The organism is Lysobacter tyrosinilyticus, from assembly GCF_054779815.1.
The window spans coordinates 206,484-223,457 of sequence record NZ_BAAGXN010000004.1 but is presented as its reverse complement, the minus strand read 5'-3'; the positions used below and the strand labels follow the sequence as shown (position 1 = coordinate 223,457).

The window sequence follows — 16,974 nt, the reverse complement described above, 5'->3', positions numbered from 1 at the left end:
GACGCCATGCGCTCACTCGCGATTGCGCATTCGCCAGAAACCCCGGCCAACACGGCGGAAGAGCAGCACCAGCCACGGCGCGTCTTCACCATGCAGTTCCTGCAAATGACTTCGAGTGGGTAGCAATCTTTCGTACAACCAGCGCAACCGCGCGCGCATGCCCGGTAAGGCCTTGAACCCTTGCCACTGGATGTAACGCCAGTCATCGATGCGCCGGGCATCCAGTTGTTCCGCTTGGGCAGCGTGCGCCATGGTTTCAGCGGCGTCAGCAGGCAACCGGGCCCCAAACCACTCTCTGGCATCCTGCAATGAGCGCAGGCAAATGCCACACAGGCCCTTGGCTTGCGCCAACAGCGTGAATGCATTCCATGCTGCGGCATCCATGCGAGCCATCAGCAGATGGATGTCGTACAGCCATTTCAGACGATCCGGCCTGCGCAATCCCATGTCATGCGCGCGATGGAGACACGCGTGCAGCAAGGCATGCTCTGGAGAAAGGCCGCGTACCGACGCTGGCAAGCCAGCCAATGACATGGACGCCGTCCACAATTCATCGAAGCCGAGCCGTTCCGCGTAAATCTGCTGATTGACGAGCCGGCAGTGCAGGTCCAGCTCGGAGAGCAGTTGGCCATCAACCATGAGGCGACAGCTCATCTCGTAGGTCAGGCTTCCAGGCAAGAATGCGAGCGCGTATCCCAAGGATTGCAGCGCCGTTGCGGCACGGTTCGCTTCTTCCCTTGATTCGAACAGCAGGTCGATATCTCCGCAAACGCGAAGATAGGGCTTCGGGTAGAGCCATCGTGCAAAAGCATGCCCCTTGAGCAGCAGCGTCCTGAACCCCTGCGAATCCAGCACCCCGGCGATGCGCGCGATCTCATGCGTGCTGAACAGCGAGCGGGCGACTTCGTCACGTGCGCGGACCGCCAGTTCCTCCCGGAATCCTTCCGGAGCGAACAGACTGGACGTTTCCCGAAGCTTCCAATCAAGGAGCGGCACCAGCCCCTCGTACTCGGTGGCGAAGATCAATTCAGCCGTGGAATGCTCCGCTTGATCAACGACTACCTCGCCCAGCGTAGCCGCCAACCAACGACGCAACGCGTCTGCAGGCGCGGGCTCGGCTGAAGCAGAACGCGGATCCATCATCCCCGCCCGTAAACATCCTCAAACCGCACGATGTCGTCCTCACCCAAGTAGCTTCCCGACTGCACTTCGATCAGCTCCAGCGGCATCACGCCGGGATTCTCCAACCGGTGCTTCACGCCCAGCGGAATGTAGGTGCTCTGGTTCTCGGACAGGATGATCGTTTCCTCGCCCCGAGTGATGCGACCGGTGCCGCTGACCACGATCCAGTGTTCGGCACGGTGATGGTGCATCTGCAGGCTCAATGCCGCACCCGGCTTCACCGTGATGCGCTTCACCTGGAAGCGTTCGCCCATGTCGATGGAATCGTAGCTACCCCACGGGCGATAGACCTTGCGATGCCAGGTCGGCTCCGGACGCTGCTGCTTCTTCAGCTCGGCGACGATGCCCTTCACGTCCTGCACGTGATCCTTGTGCGCAACCAGCACGGCGTCGTCGGTATCAACCACCACTACGTCTTCCAGCCCGAGCAATGCGAGCAGGCGCCCGTGGCCCCAGGCCAGCGTGTTGCGGCAGCCCTGCGCCAGGACATCGCCGTGATGTGCATTGCCGTTGCCGTCCTGTTCGGCAACCTCCCACAGCGCCGACCAGCTGCCCACGTCATTCCAGCCCACCGCGATCGGCAGCACGGCGGCGTGTGCGGTCTTCTCCATCACCGCGTAGTCGATCGAGTCCGAAGGACACGCCGCGAACGCCGTCTTGTCGAGGCGGATGAAGTCTTCGTCGCGCTTCGCCTTTGCCAGCGCGTCACGGCAAGCCGCGAGCATCTCGGGACGGTGCGCTTCCAGCTCCTTGAGATAGACCGAAGCGCGGAACAGGAACATGCCGCTATTCCAGAAATAGTCGCCGCTGGCCACGTACTGCGACGCGGTGGCCGCATCCGGCTTCTCGACGAACTGCGCCACGGCGCGCACTCCCTCGCCGGCCTCGCCCTTGATGTAGCCATAGCCGGTTTCCGGCCCGGTCGGAACGATGCCGAACGTGATCAGACTGCCCGCCTGCGCCGCCGGCATCGCGGCTTTCACCGCGGCGCGGAATCCGTCGGCATCCACGATCACGTGATCCGACGGCAGCACCAGCAACAGCGGATCGTTGCCGCTGGCCATGGCTTCCAGTGCCGCAATGGCAATCGCCGGCGCAGTGTTGCGACCGATCGGCTCCAGCAGGATCCCCGAGGGAGTGCAGCCGGCCTCGCGCAGCTGCTCGGCGACCATGAAGCGGTGCTCTTCGTTGGCCACCACGAGCGGCGCCGACGACGCCAGCGGCGCGATGCGGTCCCAGGTCGACTGCAGCAGCGAATGCGGCCCGAGCAGGTTGAGGAACTGCTTGGGGAAGGCCTCACGCGACAGCGGCCACAGGCGGGTGCCCGAACCGCCCGACAGGATGACTGGGATCATGCAAACACTCAGGAAGTGGCTGGAGCGCATCCGCTGGTAGCCGGATACGGAACGCATTTTCGCCGTTTGCGGACCTGTTGGCACCTGCCTTGCCGGTAAAATGCGGGTTTCACACGCTACAGCAGGACTTTCATGCAGCTCGACGCCCGGATCTTCGTCGCTGGCCACCGCGGTCTCGTCGGCGGCGCCATCGTGCGCAACCTCCAGGCGAAGGGCTACCGCAACCTGCTCCTGGCGGGGCGCGCCCAGCTGGATCTGCGCGATCGGGCCTCGGTCGAGGCCTTCTTCGAGGCTAACAAGCCCGACTACGTGTTCCTGGCCGCGGCCAAGGTGGGAGGCATCCATGCCAACAACACCTACCCGGCTGAGTTCCTGTTCGAGAACCTGCAGATCCAGGACAACGTCATCGACGCCGCGTACCGCCACGGCTCGACCAAGCTGACCTTCCTGGGCTCCTCCTGCATCTACCCGAAGCTGGCGCCGCAGCCGATCAAGGAGGAGTACCTCCTCACGGGCGCTCTGGAGCCCACCAACGAGTGGTACGCCATCGCCAAGATCGCAGGCATCAAGCTCTGCCAGGCCTATCGGCGCCAGTACGGCTTCAACGCGATCAGCCTTATGCCGACCAACCTATACGGCCCCGGCGACAACTTCGACCTCAATAACTCGCACGTGCTGCCCGCGTTGATCCGCAAGTTCCATGAAGCGAAGCTGCGCGGCGACAAGGAAGTGGTGATGTGGGGCACCGGAACCCCGCGCCGCGAATTCCTGCATGTGGACGATCTGGCCGACGCGGTTGTGCACCTCGCGCAGACCTACGAAGGCGAAGACATCGTCAACATCGGTGTCGGCGAAGACATCAGCATCCGCGAGCTGGCCGAGATGGTGCGCGGGATCACCGGTTTCGAAGGCGAAATCGTCAACGACATCAGCAAGCCCGATGGCACGCCACGCAAGCTGCTCGATGTGAGCCGCCTGCATGCGCTGGGCTGGGAGGCGAAGATCCCGTTGCGCGACGGCATCGCCGAAACCTACCGCTGGTTCCTGGAGCACCAGAGCGACCTGCGCGCGGCCTGACGTTCGGGCACTCGACTTGCACTGGAACTGGCATTTGCTCAGCTTGCCGGGCGACGTAGCCCGGACACTGCCCGTGTTTGCCTGTGCACTCCTGTTGCTGGCGAAGCAGTCGCAGGCTGGCGGCATTGCCGCAAGGCGCTGGCTGATGGCTAGCTGTGCGGCTGGATTCGTGGTCGCGGCCAGCAAGATCGCCTTCTATGGCTGGGGAACAGGCGTGAAGGCCTGGGACCTCGCCATGCCCAGCGGCCACGCGACGATGGCGTTCGCGCTATGGCCGGTGCTGCTCACCACCCTGGTACCAGTGGAACGACGCTCGTGGCGGCATCTGGCTACGGCACTCGGTATCACCCTCGGGATCGCCTGCGCCTGGTCGCGGGTGGCGCTGCGCGCGCACCCACTCTCCGAAGCGATCGTCGGCAGCGTCCTCGGGCTGGCTGCGATGGCGGTAGTTCTGCCCTCCATCAAGGCACTTCGGTTGGGCCCTTCACACCGTTTCGTCGCGGTAGCGGTCCTGGTTGCCTTGCTCGCATCGGCCGTGCCCTATTCACTCAACATCCCGACGGAGGCATGGCTTGCCCGCTCCGGAGCCTGGCTGGCCGGTCGACCGGCACCTGTAGTTCGCAAGGATTGGCGTGGAGATGCCGCCTTTCCTCTGTTTGTCGAGGACAGGGGCTCCCGAAAGGCTGACTAAGCTAAGGTGCACCGCCTGTCAGCTTGGGCTCCAGCCAGTCCCGACCGACTCGTTCAGCCACCAAAAACCGCAAACCAGAACCGTGCCGCGGTTCACGAAAATTCAACATCCATCCCCGGAGAATCGTCCTCGGCCTGCAGGGAGGCCGACGTAGCACGCCCCATCACTCGGCGACTATCGAAACGAGGGATCGACCCATGCTGACTTTTCTGATTGGACTTTCTCTGGGCGCTTGCCTGGGTGCTGCTGCCATTGGTGTCTGCAGCGCAAGCTACGAGCACGAAGCCGGCGTGGAAGATGCCGCTTCGTAGCAACTTCAATTAACGCGTAGCAATCGCTGCTTGATCAGCTGCGCGGGATTTCCCGTGTACACGCCGTAGGGCTCTGCATCTCGCAGGATGACCGCCCTCGCACCGATGACGGCGTATTCCCCTACCGTCACGCCAGGCCCAACGAACGCTTCCGCGGCGATCCACGCTGACCTTCCCACGACAATCGGGCGGGTTACTAACTGAAAGTCCGGGTCGCGAATATCGTGCGTGCCGCCGCACAGGTGCGCCCCTTGGGACACGATCGCCATTTCGCCGAGCTCCACGCGATCCATGCAGTAGCAGTTGACCCGAGGGCCGATCACGGCGTGCGGCCCCATCGTGAGGTTGGGCGGATACCAGATGCGCGCAGAGCCATAGACTCGCGCCGTTGCATCGACCTTCGCTCCGAACAGCCGCAGCACGATCGCACGCCAACGGTGCATCGGCGGTGGCGTCCAGGCGGCCAACAACAGCCATGCAATATTCCACGCGGCACGGAAAAGGCGATGTCCGAGCGAATAGCTGGCCCCGCCCAGCATCGGTTTGGAATCGCGTGCTTTCAACAGCGTCATGGCAGGACCCTGGCCTCGTCGACCCGCGCCCTTTCGGGAACATGCGAGCCAATAATCTGCAGCAAATCAGCCGCCACCTGTTCGATACGGAACCGCGACTCAAAACAGTGTCGCGCGGCAACGGACATGTCGATCATTTCAACCGGCGACATTGCAAGCCACTGCTCCAAACCTGCCAATGTGCCTTCGAGTGTATCTGGACGCACAACTCCGGCACGATCGGCTTCAATCTCTCGCCAGATGTTCACTTTGTCGCTGATCAGCACCGGTTTGCCACAAGCCAACGCCTCGGCTACGACAATCCCGAAATTCTCCTGATGCGATGGCAGGCAGAACACTTCCGATGCATGGAACGCGCCCCATTTCATGTCGCCTGACAACATTCCCGGCCACGCGATGCGATCGGCCACACCATGCTTGACGGCGATGGATTTCAACTCATCGACCCAGCCAGTCTGATCGGGACCTGCCATCACCAGATGCAGATCCGTCCGCTGCGAGGCCACTTTCGCGAATGCCTTGATCAACAGGTCGCATCCCTTTTTCTCGTGAATGCGACTCAGATATAGCGCGATGCGCTTGCCTTGCAATTGCGGATGAGCCACCAGGAAAGCCGCAGCCAATTCCTTGCCGTTACCCGGCACATCGGCTGTTCCGTAGCTACTGACAACTTCATTCACCTTGTATAACCAGAAGGACTCTCGAGCCAGCAGCCGTTCTTCCTCGCACGTAAAGATCACGGCCTTGGCATCGCGCAGAACGCGATACTCGGCCCAAGGCCAGTACAGCCATTTCTTCAAGTGCTTCAGCGGATAGGTTCGTTTGAACCAGGGATCCAACATCCCGTGCGTGAAAACGAAATATGGCGTTGGCCCTCCGGCCAAAGCGCGCCAGGCGGCCAAGCCGTGATACTGCCAAAGACCATTGACCACCACTGCATCGTAATTACCGGCATTTGCCCGCAGCCAGGGAACGGCCTTCGAGTTGTACCCATAACCACCCATCGACGGACCCAGGGCATGAACCTTTGCCGGGAAGGCATCGATGAAGTCGGCGTCGGGCGCATCCAGCGACAACACCTCAATCTCGGCACCATGCCTGCGAACCGCATTCGCAAGCATGCGAACGCCCTGCATCGGACCTCCGTGCTTCGGGTCGATCGAAGAAATCACATGGAGTACTTTCACTAGGAACCCTTTGCTGCAATGAAACACAGGCTTTCTTGATCAATCTGCACGCGGTGTCTCCTCCGCCATCAGCTCGCGATACACAGCGTCATAAGCCGCCATGGCCGAATCCGGGCCGAAAACATTTGCGCGCGCCACTCCTGCTTCACGCGTCCTGGTCCTTTCCTCCACGGGGCGACTCAACAGATCCATCAGCTTCTGTGCACACGTTTCCGCCCAGGAGACGTCGTTGTCTTCCGGCATCTTCGGCAGATAAAAGGCGACGTCGGATCCGACCTCGGTCATCGGAGAATCATCGGTCGTGAGGACAGGACAGCCGGCGGCCATCGCTTCGATGATGGGCCAACCGAAGCCCTCAGCGTGACTGGGAAACAGCAACACAAAGCTACTGGAGTACGCAGCTTCCAGCACCTCCGTCGGAGGCCGGACGACGAAGTGCACGGCTCCTTTCGGATTCACACGTGCCGCCGCCTCTTTCAATGAATCGCTTGGGGGAGCACCGACCATCATCAGCGGGACCGGGCGCGAGGCGAGCCTGACATAGGCGTCGTAGATGGCGATAGCGCCCTCCCGGTTCTTGTACCACTGGTTCCCACCCACATGCAGGACAAAGCCTCCCTCAGGAAAGGGAATACCGTGCCGCTGGAATCGTTCGCGTGCCTCGGCTTGGGCAATCGGCCGATAGGGGTAATTGATTGAGTTGTGCACAACCACCGAACGATCGGGCCTGACGCCACCAAGAAATCGGTGCAGATCCGCTCGAGTCCGTTCGGACACCGATATGAAGTTCCTACCTTTCCGAAAGCCCCGCCGGATCCAGCGTTGATAGATCCGCCCGGTCCATGAAACCGGATTCTGCGGGAACTCACCCAGTGCCGACCGCAGGGCCAGGAAGTCGTGGCAATGAATGACGCTCTTGCGTCCCGATACCAGCGGCACCCATGGTCCCAACGCCTGGTCGGAGAATACAAACAGAGTGTCAGGTGACATGAGGCGCAACCGCCGGCGCACCTGCATGGGAAACACCACGAACTGGTCCAGGTATCCCAACCACTTCCTTATCGGCTTCGGCACGGGAAGCCGATGAAAGAATGGAGCCGGAGCCCAGGCAGCCACTTCATGCCCGAACTTCCGCATCCCCTCCTTCAACTGGTCGGCGAACAACGGCATGCTCGTCGAATCGAGAAACGATGGGTGGCAGAAAATCACGATGCTCATGCCAACGAGCGCTCCAAAATCCGCCCGCATACATCTTCATTCCCGATGCGCAGATCCAGCACCCTGCGATGTCCGGCAGCCCTGATCGACTCCCGCAGACCTTCATCCGAAAGGAGCCGGGCGCACACCTCGGCGCACTCCCTGGCGTCGGACCAGTAAACCGCCTCAACTCCTTCTCGATACATTTGCTGGTGCTCGGCGGTGCGCTCGGCGCACAGGAGCCCCATCGCATACGGAATCTCGGCGGAACGCGTCGTTGAAAAATCCCTGTTTCCCTTGGACAGCATTCCCAGGGAAATTTTGGCGCCTTGAAGCGCAGCGACGTACTCCCTTCCTGCGAGAGGACCGCCGCGATAGAACATCTTCAAGTCATTCCAGGATGGCGACTTTTCCCAGCGGGCGCCCCAAATGGCGGGACGAACGCCGCTTTCAACCAGGCGCAAGAGGAACTCGTCGCGCCGTTCGTGCCGCATCCACGTCCCGACAAAGGCGACATCCGAGCGGAACTCATTAGGGATACTCGACTCAGATTCAAATCCTTTGTGCGCGACTTCGTCATAACCTCTGACAAATCGAATAACGTCGCGCGCTCCTAGCGAATTGAACTCCTCGACATTCACGTCGCGGCAGACTGCACAGAGATCGTAGTAGCGAATCGCGGCCAGCAGAGAGCCAAAGCGCTGACCGTCGCGTCTTCCGGAAGGATCATCGTGGTTGTAGAGAACCACGCGACCGCCAGTATCCCGGAGAACGCTGACGCAGTCGGGTCCCAGCAACTCCCCACTGTCGACCCATACCGCATCGAATCGCCCAGTCTGATGCGATAGGAAATGACGGAGCCAGCGCAGAACCCTGGACCTCAGGAATCGGTACCCGGTGCGAAAATGCAGCGCGGACTCAAGCCGTCCGAATCGATCAACCCCAATACCGCTGTACGGGTCTGCGATGACAACTTCATGCCCAAGACGCGAAAGCGCCTCGGCGCGGTGACGGCTGGTGGAGCGCACGCTCGACTCGCCTACATACAAGATCCTAGCCACCTCAACCTCACCCAACCTTGATCCGGATGGCAAGGCGTGACACCCAGAGAGCCACCGCATACACCAGCATCGACTGGAGCCACCCGCGCAAGATCAATGTAGATAGTCCCGAATACGATTCTATTCCGGTGGCCGCACTGGTCAGATAGTGGACCCAGGAAAAGAGGGTGATCACAGTAATTGGCGCCATTACCGGCGTAATGGCTCCAACCGACCTCTTCCCCGTTGTCTGCGCATCCGCAATGGAATACGTCAGTAGCAACGGCAAGACCAGCATCAGTGGATACCACCACCCAAACTGACCATAAGCGCTGCCGAGTAGCGACCCGGTACGAAAACCGCCCAGCATGTATTTATTGTGAGTAATGGTATATGCCATCAGGTCGCCGCCGGACGACCCACTCACAAGATCCTTGTCCACCCACGGCGCGAACGCATCCAGGACTGGTCGTGGAAAGACCGCCAACACCTTCTGCAACTCGAGGTAGCGAAGGTACTTGGTGCTCGCACCATTCAATCTCGACGCAAGAACGAGGCTGTTGTCGATAAATTTGAGATTGGCGAGGCGGGCCAGAAAAAGATTGTCGACATAGTGCTCGTCCCAACCACCGCGGTCCTGCTCCGCACTGCCTGCTCGATAATCCGCCAGCGCAGTCGGATCCGCATAGGTATCAAGCGTCTCCCCGACAAGATCTACGGCAGAAGTGCTCGATCTCTCCCCGCGCACGATCACCATTGCGGTAGCCAAGTCAGCCACCGGACCCAATAGCACGATGGACACGACCAGTGCGACCCAAAACTGCTTCGACTTGAACAGTCGCGTTGAAACCAGCCCGACCGCAACCGCATAGCCGTAAGCCAGCACGATCGAAGCGACGCCAACGAGCAGCACGCCCCGGCTGTTGCGCCCCATTGAGATCAGCAGCAGCAGGCCGGCGTAGGCAGCCAGCCATGGGAGCCAACGCCTCTCGACCACCTGCTCTTTTCCGAACAACACAGGCACAAGAATGCAGAACGGCAGATAGGCCAACGGGTAAAGCGCCTGCATCGCTTTGTTCCCTGCACCCTGAACGTCCGTTTGTCCGGCGCCCGCAACGAAGATCTGGAAGGCCATCGCTGCCAGGCCAATGCCGCCCATGAAGAACAGCTGCAGGTTGGTAGGCACCCGGAAATAACCAAATGGACGGTAAACCCTTTCTGACAGTATCCAGCGCAGCCCCTGAAGCGGCGGAAATTGCCGATACAGAAGATGCGCAATGACTATTGCGAACAGGCCGATCAACGTATGCACACCGACCGAGACAGGCCTCTCAAGGTTGGTCGCTACGGAGTGTCCTTCCAGCAGCTGGGCCAGAGGCGGCAGAAGAAAGTGATAGCTGGTAAACCCCAGCACCATGCAGGTCGATATGGGCGCAGCCAACAGAAGCGGCCGCCGAAGCGCGTAGCTGGTGCCCACAACACCGCCTGCAAGGATGCACGCGCTAAGAACGAAATTCTCGTCCGACGGCCAAATCAACGATTGCAGCAGGACCAAGGCAGCCCACGCCGAAAGCCCCAGAAATCGCAATTTGCCCAGCCGCAATGGGATGTAGCCCGACTGATTCATCCGCCAATTCCTTCTGACTCTTTCAAAGAAGGGGAACTGGCAACATTCCGACTATGCACCACCCAGAAGCAGACCGCGGCACATACCTCGGGCACCAGCAGCACCAGCGATGCGCCAATCACGGGTGACAGGCTCCATTTGAGAACGTACCAAACCAGCAAGCCGGCACAGCTCGAGATGCCGTACGCAACCGCGACGGAAACATGGCGATTTGTAGCGACCAGCGTCGCTGCGGGAACAAACCAGGCCACGTTCGCCAGCGCATGCGCGCCAATCAGAGCCAGATCCATGTGATTGACTTGAACCTTGCCATGCCCCCACCAGTGCACGATGAGCGGGCCGGTGGTCACGAGGCCCACGTAGGCCAGGCAACAGAGGACGAAGATCAAAATACCTGCCGTCCTGGAAAACCGCCGCGCGACAACGAGGCGACCTTGTCCAGCAAGTCGCGAAATCTCTGGTTTGAGCGCGTTATTGGCCACCACACCGGCTTGCATGATCAGCCGCATGAGTGTGCGCGCCATTGTGAAAGCCACGATGACCGACGGTGGGGCGACAAGGTTCAACACCTGCAAACCGCCTTGAAGGGTGACGATCTGGGCCACGGGGAAGCCCATGTATGCCAGCCCAGGCTTTAGCGTTTCCCTGAATATCCTCCAGGACGCGTGGGTGAGCCCAAACGTTCCGGCTGGAGACCACCGAATCGCCAACCCTTGAAGCACTATCAACGCCAACACCTGCCCTACTAGCAGAGTAACGGCGAGCTCTACCGCCCCGCCCCCGCCAAGCAGTACCCCGATCGACACCACGACATCCAGAAGCCGGCGGTTTGCGAGAAGAAAAGCGCTGATCGCCGCCCGGTCAATCGTTCGCAAGCAAGCATCCAGTGGTCCACCCATCAACCCGACGCATAGGTAGGCGGCCATGGCGAACATGATGACCCGCGAATCGTGGCCTTGAAGCGTCTCCAGCTTCAGCAAGCCGGACCAGTCGACCCACTGTCCAACCGTGACTGCCAAAACCAGGATCAAGAGGGAAAGAACCAGCGTAAAAGCGTTTGCCGTATGCAAACTCGCACGCGCCTCAGTCCATCTGCCGGCACTCGCTTCCATTGTCGCTCTGCTGGCCAGCGATTGCGCCACTCCCAAGTCGAGCAGCGTCAACATCGTTGGCAGGCCAGTCAGAACAAGCCAGTCGGCATAGCGTGCCGCGCCCCAGTACTTCAGGAAGAAGGGGACCAGCAACAGCTGAACAGCCAGGGTCACGAGCTGGGCATACCCATAACCCAGCACGTTCATCTGAAAGCGCCGAGAGAACGAACGCGGGGATGCGGAACCCGCTGTGGTTTCGCGACTCATGCTCTTGCCACCCAATCCATCCTGACTATCAATCCGGGGCACTATCGCGGAATCGCGGTTTCAAAACCCTTGTCTCTCAAGAGCGCATGGCGCTTTGCCTCGACAAGGTCACTCGCCATCATCTCGACCACCATTCCCTGCAACGTAATCTGAGGCACCCACCCCAAGTCATCCTTTGCGAGAGTCGGATCTCCCAGCAGCGTTTCAACTTCCGCCGGCCGGAAATATCTCGGATCCACTCGCACGATCACATCGCCCACCTTCACCGCCTGTGCCTTGTCGCCCTCGACGGCCTGCACCACGGCGCGTTCATGCACTCCCTGCCCCTCAAACGCCAAAGTGATTCCGAGTTCCTTCGCCGCCATGTCGATGAACTGGCGCACGCTGTACTGCACGCCGGTGGCGATCACGTAATCCTTCGGCTTGTCCTGCTGCATCATCATCCACTGCATGCGCACGTAGTCCTTGGCATGCCCCCAATCGCGCAATGCGTCGAGGTTGCCCATGTACAGGCATGACTCCAGGCCGACGGCGATGTTTGCCAGGCCACGGGTGATCTTGCGGGTCACGAAGGTCTCGCCGCGGCGCGGGCTTTCGTGGTTGAAGAGGATGCCGTTGCACGCGTACATGCCATAGGACTCGCGGTAGTTCACCGTGATCCAGTACGCGTAGAGCTTGGCTACACCGTAGGGACTGCGCGGATAGAAGGGCGTGGTTTCCTTCTGAGGAACTTCCTGCACCAGGCCATAGAGTTCGCTGGTGGAAGCCTGGTAGAAGCGGCAACGATCGCCGAGCTTGAGGAAGCGCATCGCCTCCAGCAGACGCAGCGTACCGAGCCCGTCCACGTCGGCGGTGTACTCGGGCATCTCGAAGCTGACCTGCACGTGGCTCTGTGCGCCGAGGTTGTAGATCTCGTCCGGCTGGACCTCGGCAACGATGCGCGTGAGGTTGCTGGTGTCGGTGAGATCGCCGTAATGCAGATGGAACTTGCGGCGGGCCTCGTGCGGATCCTGATAGAGGTGATCGACGCGCTCCGTGTTGAACGACGAGGCGCGGCGCTTGATGCCGTGCACTTCATAGCCCTTTTCGAGCAGGAGTTCGGCGAGGTAGGAACCGTCCTGGCCGGTGATGCCGGTAATGAGGGCGCGCTTGGTCATGCTGTTGCTTCTTCTGGAATATGAATTTGGATGAGCTGGGGCAAGCCCTCAGCCCTCGTCGCGGTGCGACGCGGTGCCTCTCCCCGCGAGCGGGGCGACGGAGATTGTGCTACCGGACGGAGCACCTGCGCCGACCAGCCCCATCAATTGACTCTCGAAGGTACCGAGGATCGCGTCGCGGGAAAGTGTGGCCAAGGCCTGCGTGCGCGCCGCGGCTCCGAGCGCGCTGCGGTGCTGCGAATCATTGGCGAGCGCACGCAGTGCCGACACGAACGCAGCGATATCGGCGGGCGGCGTGACCATCCCCGAGTGCTCCAGCGCAGTGGCCACCCCGGTGCCAGGCAAAGCCGTGGCCAGCACGGCGCGGCCACTGGCCAGCATGCCCGTGAGCTTTGAGGGCATCACAAGGTCGGCCACATCGGCGCGCTGAGGCAGCAGGTGGATGTCTGCGAGGCCGAGCCAATCGCACAGGCGCTCGGTCGGCTGCAGGCCGAGAAAGCGAACGTTGGGCAATCCGGCGCATGCACTTTCCAGCGCGGCGCGCGCCGGGCCTTCGCCACCGAAAACGAAATAGAGGTTGGATTGTCCTGCCAGCGCCCGCGCGGCATCGCCCAACAACTCCAGCCCCTGCTTCAATCCCATGTTGCCGGAGTACAGCGCAACGACGGCATCGTCCGGGATGCTCAATTCACTGCGATACGCGCTGGGTGCGTCAAGCGGACGTATCGCATCGATGTCGGCCCAGTTCGGAAACGACACGCACCGATCCAGGCTCACGCCTTTGTGTGCGAGGCGCTCGAGCATCTTCGGCGAGATCGTGGAGACGCGATCGAAGCGCCGCAGGAGCCAGCGCTCGGCGGCGAGTGCGAAGCGTTTGAACGGGCCCGCTTCGACGATGCCCATATCCATGGCGGCGTCGACTTCAAAATCCTGTATGTGCAGCCAGCTGCGCGCGCCCGCGAATTTTGCGACCAGCCATGCACCAGGCGCACTGGCGAGCGTGGGCGCGATAGTCACGACGACCTGCGGACGCCAGGCGATGGCTTGCAAGAGGGCCAGCAGCGAAGTAACCGCAAAACTTGCCAGATGCAGGATGCGGGTCACTCCGCGTGGTTGCTCAGGCACCCAGATCGGGCAGCGCACGACATCCACGCCATTGCGGCGCTCGCGCGAATGCCGGAAGCGGGCGAATCCCGGCCATACTTTCCAAGCCGGGTAATAAGGCGGCGCAGTGACGACGCGCACATCGTGCCCGCGCGATGCGAGCCACTCGCACATCTCGCCCGTGTATTTTCCAGTACCGATGTTCTCAGGGGCGTAATTGATGCCACTGACCAGGATGCGGCTCATGTCAGTACGCGTTCCGGCCGCCCAGCCCCTTGATGACCGTCAACGCGACGATCCGCAGGTCGAAAAACAACGACCAGTTCTGCATGTAGAACAAGTCGTACTCCACGCGTGCCGCCATCTTCGCAATCGTGTCGGTTTCCCCGCGCAGGCCGTTGACCTGCGCCCAACCGGTAATGCCGGGCTTCACACGGTGGCGCTGCATGTAGTTCTCCACCTCGTCCTTGTACTGGTGATTGTGCGCCAGGGCGTGTGGACGCGGCCCCACGATCGACATAGTGCCCTGCAGCACATTGAAGAACTGCGGCAATTCGTCGGCGCTGGTACGGCGCAGGATGCGCCCCAACCTGGTGATGCGCGGGTCGTGGCGCGTGGCCTGGGTGACCTTGCCGGTCTCCTCGGCGTGCACCCGCATGGAGCGGAACTTCCAGACCTCAATGACCTTGCCGTCGAGGCCGTGGCGCTTCTGACGGAACAGCACCGGCCCGGGCGAACTGAGTTTGACCGCCGCGGCGATCATCGCGAGCAGCGGCGCAATCAACAGGAGAATCAATGCTGCGAGGACGCGATCCTCGATCGCTTTGATCAAACGCGCATTGCCATCAAGCGGGCTCGCGCGAAGATTGATCACCGGCAAACCAGCGACCTGATCCACGGAGTGATTGAGTAACTGCAGGCCAAACAGATCGGGGACGAATTTGATGTCGGCTGTGGAGTGATCCAGCGTCTTGAGGATGCTGCTGATCTGGTCCTGCGCGCTCATGGGCAAGGCGACCCAGACCTGGTTGATGCGATTGAGCTCGACGTAATCGGCAAGCGCCTCGACATCGCCAAGATGCGGTATGCCCTTGAGTTGGGTTTGATCGAGCGGCGTATTGAACCAGCCTTGGACGTCGATACCGGCCCAACGATTTCGCTCGAACGTATGAACGATGCGGATGGCGTCCGCGCCGCCGCCGACGACGACAGCCGTGCGCAGATCCCAACCTCGAACACGAATCCATGCGGCCGTGCCACGCAATATCAGGCGTATGAATACAGAGCCGGCAAAGGTCCCGACAAACCAGACACCCCACCACAAACGCGATGTAGCGCCTTCAAGCTTGAACAGAACGATGTAGCCGATTCCGAACACGAAAACGCCCAGCCACAGGAATGCGGTGCGCATTACTTCGAGCGAGAAGCTCATGCCACGCCAGCTGCGATAGATCGACGAGGCACCGAACACCAGCAACGTAAAAAGCACTCCGCGTGCAAGCGTGCTCTGGTACGCGAGAGGCAACGCCACGACACCGAACCGGTAGTCGTAGGCGACCAATGCGGCAGCCACAAGCGCAACCAGGTCGCCCGCGCGCAGCGCGAAGCCAACCAAGGCTGTGAACTTGTGAATCCCCTGCCCGACTGTGCGGGCGTGGGGTGCCGATGTAACGACCATGCGCATGACTCCCCTGTAAGTCATTCAACGCGTTGAGCGACGGGTGCCGTCAGCACAGCCAACAACGTCGCGAATACCGTCGCCACCGCGAGGGTGCGCAACGGGTAATCCACGAACGAATGGGTCAGTGGTACGAGGACGGCAATGGCCGTAGCGGGAATTATCGTCGAAGTCCGATGTCCCCCACCATTGTTCCGGAGTGCCCTGCATGCCGAGGGGATCAACAGAACCAGCAGGAACAGCGCGAGCAGCAACCCGGGGGCCCCGAGTTCCAGCGCGACTTCGAGCACGTCGTTGTGCGCGTGAAGGGCATGCACCGGCTGCATCGCGGTAACGGGTTCGAACGGCGCATAGACATCGCGGAAGCTGCCCGCCCCGCTTCCCCATGGGAAATAGGCCCGGACCGCCTCGGCTCCGTATCGGAGGTACTGCCAGCGCAGGTCGTTTAGTGGATCGAGCGCCATGCGCTGGGCGATCCCCCCCCAGGCGTAAGCCACTACGCCCGATGCCGCCAGGACGATCGCCAACACCGGTAGGAGATAGTGGCCTTGGCCGCGATCCTGCCTGGTCCAGGCAAGGTAGGCGCTGGTGATGACGGTGACTGCGGCCGTCAGCATCATTCCGGCCCGGGAAAAGCTCAGGGCGCTGGCGAGGAACAGCAGCAGTGCCAACGCGTACCACACGGCGGCGTGCGCCTGGCGCTGGGATGCTTGTGCGGCGAATGCGAAGGCCAGTGCGAGCGGAAGCAACATCGCCATCAGGTCCGCGAAGTGATTGCGGTTGGCGAAACTGCCGATCGCTCCCACGGGGTGGTGGTAAGCGTAGGGACGCAAAGGGGAATGCTCACCCGCGGCGGCCTGGGCAAATCCCAGGAGGGCCGTGGCCACGCCAAGAATCAGCGCGAATCGCAGCACCCGGATACGGGCTTCGGCACTCAGCGTGGAAGTCAGCAGCCAGGCAGCCGCCAACGTCATCATGGCCAGCAGCGCGCGCACCGTTCCCCAGACATCCAGGGTCATGGGAAGCCAGGCCGGCCTAACTCCGGCCAGACGGAGATCGACCAGCACCTGGGCACGGGGCGGGAGGGCCGCGAACCAGGAAGCAGGCAACGGCACCAGCTGCAGCATCAGCACCGCCGTTGCAACAAGCAGCCAATACAGGAAGAGACGCTGTGAGCGGGTTGCGTGTGTGCTCCGCCACCTCATCACACCCAAGCCCAACGCCAACAGCGCCACCAGATGCACGACGAGGTCGCCCGCACCCCGCGAGCCTCCGCCAAAGACGAGCGCGGCCGCGAGCAATGCACAAGCCGCTACTTCCGCCAGCCTGTCCCCGACGACGGGGCGGCTGATGGTCGGCGGCAAGTGGGCGCGGTACTCGCGCATCTCATTCTTTCCCCTGTAAAGAAACGGGCCGCTCTGAGCGGCCCGTCTAGATC

General features: G+C 61.5%; 14 protein-coding genes. 2 read left to right on the top strand and 12 right to left on the bottom strand.

Annotated features, from left to right (window positions below):
• Positions 1–12: 12 nt before the first annotated feature.
• Together ACYVGK_RS11725 and ACYVGK_RS11720 are read right to left on the bottom strand one after the other, a co-directional pair.
• Positions 13–1,140: a nucleotidyltransferase family protein gene (locus tag ACYVGK_RS11725; protein WP_460733862.1), complete on the bottom strand. Its 1,128-nt coding sequence runs from the start codon at positions 1,138–1,140 to the stop codon at positions 13–15.
• A complete protein-coding gene (locus ACYVGK_RS11720; protein ID WP_460733861.1) occupies positions 1,140–2,537 on the bottom strand; it encodes a mannose-1-phosphate guanylyltransferase/mannose-6-phosphate isomerase in 1,398 nt (465 codons plus the stop codon). Before ACYVGK_RS11720 ends, ACYVGK_RS11725 begins: the two co-directional genes overlap by 1 nt.
• A gap of 132 nt (positions 2,538–2,669) precedes the next feature.
• Between ACYVGK_RS11720 and fcl the strand changes: the two genes are divergently transcribed.
• Complete coding sequence (fcl, locus tag ACYVGK_RS11715) at positions 2,670–3,614, top strand: GDP-L-fucose synthase (protein WP_460733859.1); 945 nt, start codon at positions 2,670–2,672, stop codon at positions 3,612–3,614.
• A gap of 16 nt (positions 3,615–3,630) precedes the next feature.
• Positions 3,631–4,305 carry a phosphatase PAP2 family protein gene (locus tag ACYVGK_RS11710; RefSeq protein ID WP_460733857.1) on the top strand — a complete coding sequence of 225 codons (675 nt, stop codon included), beginning with the start codon at positions 3,631–3,633 and terminating at the stop codon, positions 4,303–4,305.
• 316 nt (positions 4,306–4,621) lie between these two features.
• Here the strand turns inward: ACYVGK_RS11710 and ACYVGK_RS11705 are convergent, their stop codons facing one another.
• From ACYVGK_RS11705 to ACYVGK_RS11660, 10 genes are all read right to left on the bottom strand, one after another.
• Positions 4,622–5,188 carry an LbetaH domain-containing protein gene (locus ACYVGK_RS11705; RefSeq protein WP_460733855.1) on the bottom strand — a complete coding sequence of 189 codons (567 nt, stop codon included), beginning with the start codon at positions 5,186–5,188 and terminating at the stop codon, positions 4,622–4,624.
• Positions 5,185–6,324 carry a glycosyltransferase gene (locus ACYVGK_RS11700; protein ID WP_460733853.1) on the bottom strand — a complete coding sequence of 380 codons (1,140 nt, stop codon included), beginning with the start codon at positions 6,322–6,324 and terminating at the stop codon, positions 5,185–5,187. Before ACYVGK_RS11700 ends, ACYVGK_RS11705 begins: the two co-directional genes overlap by 4 nt.
• A gap of 90 nt (positions 6,325–6,414) precedes the next feature.
• Positions 6,415–7,593, bottom strand: coding sequence for a glycosyltransferase family 4 protein (locus ACYVGK_RS11695; protein WP_460733852.1), 1,179 nt, complete (start codon positions 7,591–7,593; stop codon positions 6,415–6,417).
• Entirely contained in the window at positions 7,590–8,321 is a 732-nt protein-coding gene (locus tag ACYVGK_RS11690) for a CgeB family protein (RefSeq protein ID WP_460733851.1), read from the bottom strand. The genes ACYVGK_RS11695 and ACYVGK_RS11690 overlap by 4 nt, the downstream gene beginning before the upstream one ends.
• Before the next feature lie 319 nt (positions 8,322–8,640).
• Positions 8,641–10,239, bottom strand: a complete 1,599-nt coding sequence (locus ACYVGK_RS11685) for a hypothetical protein (RefSeq protein ID WP_460733849.1) — start codon at positions 10,237–10,239, stop codon at positions 8,641–8,643.
• Entirely contained in the window at positions 10,236–11,537 is a 1,302-nt protein-coding gene (locus ACYVGK_RS11680) for a polysaccharide biosynthesis protein (protein ID WP_460733847.1), read from the bottom strand. Before ACYVGK_RS11680 ends, ACYVGK_RS11685 begins: the two co-directional genes overlap by 4 nt.
• Before the next feature lie 101 nt (positions 11,538–11,638).
• Positions 11,639–12,754, bottom strand: coding sequence for a GDP-mannose 4,6-dehydratase (gene gmd / locus ACYVGK_RS11675; RefSeq protein WP_460733845.1), 1,116 nt, complete (start codon positions 12,752–12,754; stop codon positions 11,639–11,641).
• Between the two features lie 48 nt (positions 12,755–12,802).
• Positions 12,803–14,104, bottom strand: a complete 1,302-nt coding sequence (locus ACYVGK_RS11670) for a WcaI family glycosyltransferase (protein ID WP_460733843.1) — start codon at positions 14,102–14,104, stop codon at positions 12,803–12,805.
• A gap of 1 nt (position 14,105) precedes the next feature.
• Positions 14,106–15,536: an undecaprenyl-phosphate glucose phosphotransferase gene (locus ACYVGK_RS11665; protein WP_460733841.1), complete on the bottom strand. Its 1,431-nt coding sequence runs from the start codon at positions 15,534–15,536 to the stop codon at positions 14,106–14,108.
• A gap of 20 nt (positions 15,537–15,556) precedes the next feature.
• Entirely contained in the window at positions 15,557–16,921 is a 1,365-nt protein-coding gene (locus ACYVGK_RS11660; RefSeq protein WP_460733839.1) for an O-antigen ligase family protein, read from the bottom strand.
• Positions 16,922–16,974: the final 53 nt, after the last annotated feature.

Excerpts from the sequence above, each read along its gene's own strand:
- ACYVGK_RS11725 (WP_460733862.1), bottom strand. The coding sequence starts at position 1,140 with ATGGATCCGCGTTCTGCTTCAGCCGAGCCCGCGCCTGCAGACGCGTTG.
- ACYVGK_RS11720 (WP_460733861.1), bottom strand. The coding sequence starts at position 2,537 with ATGATCCCAGTCATCCTGTCGGGCGGTTCGGGCACCCGCCTGTGGCCG.
- fcl (WP_460733859.1), top strand. The coding sequence starts at position 2,670 with ATGCAGCTCGACGCCCGGATCTTCGTCGCTGGCCACCGCGGTCTCGTC.
- ACYVGK_RS11705 (WP_460733855.1), bottom strand. The coding sequence starts at position 5,188 with ATGACGCTGTTGAAAGCACGCGATTCCAAACCGATGCTGGGCGGGGCC.
- ACYVGK_RS11700 (WP_460733853.1), bottom strand. The coding sequence starts at position 6,324 with ATGCAGGGCGTTCGCATGCTTGCGAATGCGGTTCGCAGGCATGGTGCC.
- ACYVGK_RS11695 (WP_460733852.1), bottom strand. The coding sequence starts at position 7,593 with ATGAGCATCGTGATTTTCTGCCACCCATCGTTTCTCGATTCGACGAGC.
- ACYVGK_RS11685 (WP_460733849.1), bottom strand. The coding sequence starts at position 10,239 with ATGAATCAGTCGGGCTACATCCCATTGCGGCTGGGCAAATTGCGATTT.
- ACYVGK_RS11680 (WP_460733847.1), bottom strand. The coding sequence starts at position 11,537 with ATGAACGTGCTGGGTTATGGGTATGCCCAGCTCGTGACCCTGGCTGTT.
- gmd (WP_460733845.1), bottom strand. The coding sequence starts at position 12,754 with ATGACCAAGCGCGCCCTCATTACCGGCATCACCGGCCAGGACGGTTCC.
- ACYVGK_RS11670 (WP_460733843.1), bottom strand. The coding sequence starts at position 14,104 with ATGAGCCGCATCCTGGTCAGTGGCATCAATTACGCCCCTGAGAACATC.
- ACYVGK_RS11665 (WP_460733841.1), bottom strand. The coding sequence starts at position 15,536 with ATGGTCGTTACATCGGCACCCCACGCCCGCACAGTCGGGCAGGGGATT.
- ACYVGK_RS11660 (WP_460733839.1), bottom strand. The coding sequence starts at position 16,921 with ATGCGCGAGTACCGCGCCCACTTGCCGCCGACCATCAGCCGCCCCGTC.